2 protein-coding genes and 1 pseudogene are annotated in these 2,814 nt (G+C 51.7%); 2 read left to right on the plus strand and 1 reads right to left on the minus strand.

What is annotated here, in order from left to right:
* Positions 1-207, plus strand: a pseudogene (locus OEL57_RS15995) (30S ribosomal protein S1); the annotation flags it as partial.
* Positions 208-296: 89 nt separating this feature from the next.
* Positions 297-704, plus strand: coding sequence for a DUF309 domain-containing protein (locus tag OEL57_RS16000; protein ID WP_300741850.1), 408 nt, complete (start codon positions 297-299; stop codon positions 702-704).
* A gap of 64 nt (positions 705-768) precedes the next feature.
* Here the strand turns inward: OEL57_RS16000 and htpG are convergent, their stop codons facing one another.
* On the minus strand, positions 769-2,703 hold the full coding sequence (gene htpG, locus OEL57_RS16005; RefSeq protein WP_300741851.1) for a molecular chaperone HtpG: 1,935 nt from the start codon (positions 2,701-2,703) through the stop codon (positions 769-771).
* Between the last annotated feature and the right edge of the window lie 111 nt (positions 2,704-2,814).

Consider the following 2,814-nt stretch of genomic DNA (forward strand, 5'->3'; position numbering starts at 1 on the left):
GCCAAAGACTTCGCCAATGTTGGTGATTCCATTGAGGCAGTTGTGCTGAACGCTGATTCACGCGAGCGTCGGATCTCCCTGTCAGTGAAATCTCTGGCAGCTGCTGCTGAGAAGGCTGAGTTCGAGTCCTATCTTGGTGGTGGTCAGGGCGAAGCAACTTCAAATCTGGGTGACCTGCTGAAGAGTCAGATGGATAAAGCACGCTAGTTTAGCCGTTCTTTAGTCACATTTGTAGAAGGGGCATGGTACCGGTTGGTACGATGCCCCTTTGTTATGTAATTGATGCGGAGGTGCATGTGCCGAGCGGTCTGAAATCGACTAAAACATGCCACGATAGCCCGTCAGGCCAGTTACTGCTGGGCATTCGTCAGTTTAATGCTGCCCAGTGGTATCAGTGTCATGAAACCCTGGAGCTACTCTGGATGGTTGCATCAGGTGATCTGCGTCATCTGTATCAGGGGATTATCCAGCTTGCCATAGCCATGCACCACTGGCGTAATGGCAATTTTAACGGTGCGATTAGTTTGCTTGATGGTGGTGTGGATTATTTGAGTAAGCTGCCGCAGATATGTCTCTGGATTGATGTTGCAGAGCTGATTACGCAGGCTGAGTCTGTGAAAAAACAGCTTGAAGAACTGGGAGTAGCAAGGATGGCTGAACTGGAGCCAAATGCTATCCCCAAGATTATGACCGTGTCTGTCTGATCTGTGTATAAAAAAGGACAGGCAGAATGCCTGTCCTTTTGTGTGCGGATAGTGTCACGGAGAGCTATTGGGCTGCCTTCACCATCAGTTCACTAACCAGCTTGGTGAACTTGAGTGGGTCTTTAATCGGTGTGCCTTCGGTCAGCAGCGCCTGATCATAGAGCAGGTCAGCATAGTCCAACAGGCGGGTGTTATCGGCGTTCTGCTTGTACATGTCGCCCATCACCTTCACAATCGGGTGGTCAGGGTTCAGTTCCAATACCCGCTTTGACTCAGGTACGGCCTGGTTCATGGCCTTCATGATCCGCTCCATGTTAGCGTTCATGCCAAAGTCGTCAGCCACCAGGCAGCAGGCGCTGTCAGTAAGTCGGTTACTGAAACGAACCTCCTTGATCTTACTTTCCAGGCGGCCCTTGATCAGCTCCAGCAGGGTGCCGAACTCCTTCTTGGCCTCTTCCTGCTTCTTCTCTTTTTCCTTCTTCTCGTCTTCAGTGTCCAGGTCAACGTCGCCCCGGTCAACAGCCTTGAGGCTCTTATCCTGATACTCGTGCAGTGACTGCACAACCCACTCATCAACCGGATCGGTCAGGAACAGCACTTCAAACCCTTTGGCGTTAAACGCTTCCAGCAGTGGTGACTGCTCCAGGGATGCCTTGTCTTCGCCAGTAATGTAGTAGATCTCCTTCTGGGCTTCAGGCATCCGCTCTACATACTCCTTGAGGGATACAAACTCACCTTCAGCGGTGCGGGTGCTTTGGAACAGCATCAGCTCCTGCAGTTTTTCCTTGTTTGCATAATCAGAATGCAACCCTTCCTTCAGAACCGGTCCGAACTCTTTCCAGAAGGTCAGGTACTGGTCATACTCCTTCTCCTTCAGCTCTGCCAGGGTGGAGAGAGTCTTGTTCACCAGACTTTTTTGAATCCGCTTGATCTGGACATCTTCCTGCAGGATCTCACGGGAGACGTTCAGCGGCAGATCGGATGAATCAACCACGCCCCGTACAAAACGGAGATAGTCGGGCAGCAGGGCATCGCACTTCTCGGTGATGAAAACCCGCTTCACATACAGCTGGATACCGCGCTTGCGCTCAGCCATGAACAGGTCAAACGGCTTCTTGGCTGGCAGATAGAGCAACGCCTTGAATTCGCTGGTGCCTTCTGCAGCAAAGTGGATGGTCCTGAAAGGGTCTTCAAAGTCATGGGACACATGCTTGTAGAACTCCTTGTATTCTTCTTCGCTCACTTCGCTTTTGGGTCTGGCCCAGATCGCCTTCATGGAGTTAAGGGTCTGCTCCTCGATCTTCTCGATGGTGCCAGCCCCTTCAATCTCCTCGCCATCAACCCCTTTGGGGGTCTCGGTACGGGTGATATCCATGCAGACCGGATATTGGATGAAGTCAGAGTACTTCTTGACAATAGAGCGGATCTTCCATTCATCAAGATACTCTTTAAACTCTTCCTTCAGATGCAGCACTATCTCGGTACCGCGCTCTGCCTTGGTGCAGTCCTCAATGGTGTAGGAACCATCGCCGGCTGATTCCCATAACGTACCGTGGCTAGCATCACCTGCCCGACGGGTGGTCAGTACAACCTTGTCTGCCACCATGAACGAGGCGTAGAAGCCGACCCCGAACTGGCCGATCAGTTCCGGCTGTTCAGCACTGGCAGCATCTTTCATGGCCTGTACAAACGATTTGGTGCCGGACTTGGCAATGGTGCCGATGTTCTCTTCCACCTCAACCATGGACATACCGATGCCGTTATCACGGATGGTCAGGGTGCCAGCGTCCTTGTTGGGGATCATCTTGATCTTCCAGTCGCTGTTGCCTTCCAGCAGACTCTCGTTTGACTGGGCCTCAAAGCGGGCCTTGTCAATGGCATCGGATGCATTGGAGACCAACTCCCGCAGGAAGATCTCGCGGTTGGAGTAGAGTGAGTGGATAACCAGGTCAAGCAGCTGCTTTACTTCGGTCTGAAACTGTTTTGTTGCCTTGGACATACGGATAAATCTCCTTGAGCAGGGTAAATAGTCTGGACAGCAGACAAGATAAGCATCAATCGTCAGAAATCAAGGGGGGAGCTGGTAAAAGTCATCATTATTGCCTCATGT

Origin of the sequence: Trichlorobacter sp. (genome assembly GCF_030247655.1) — a bacterium.
Classification (GTDB): Bacteria; Desulfobacterota; Desulfuromonadia; order Geobacterales; family Pseudopelobacteraceae; genus Trichlorobacter.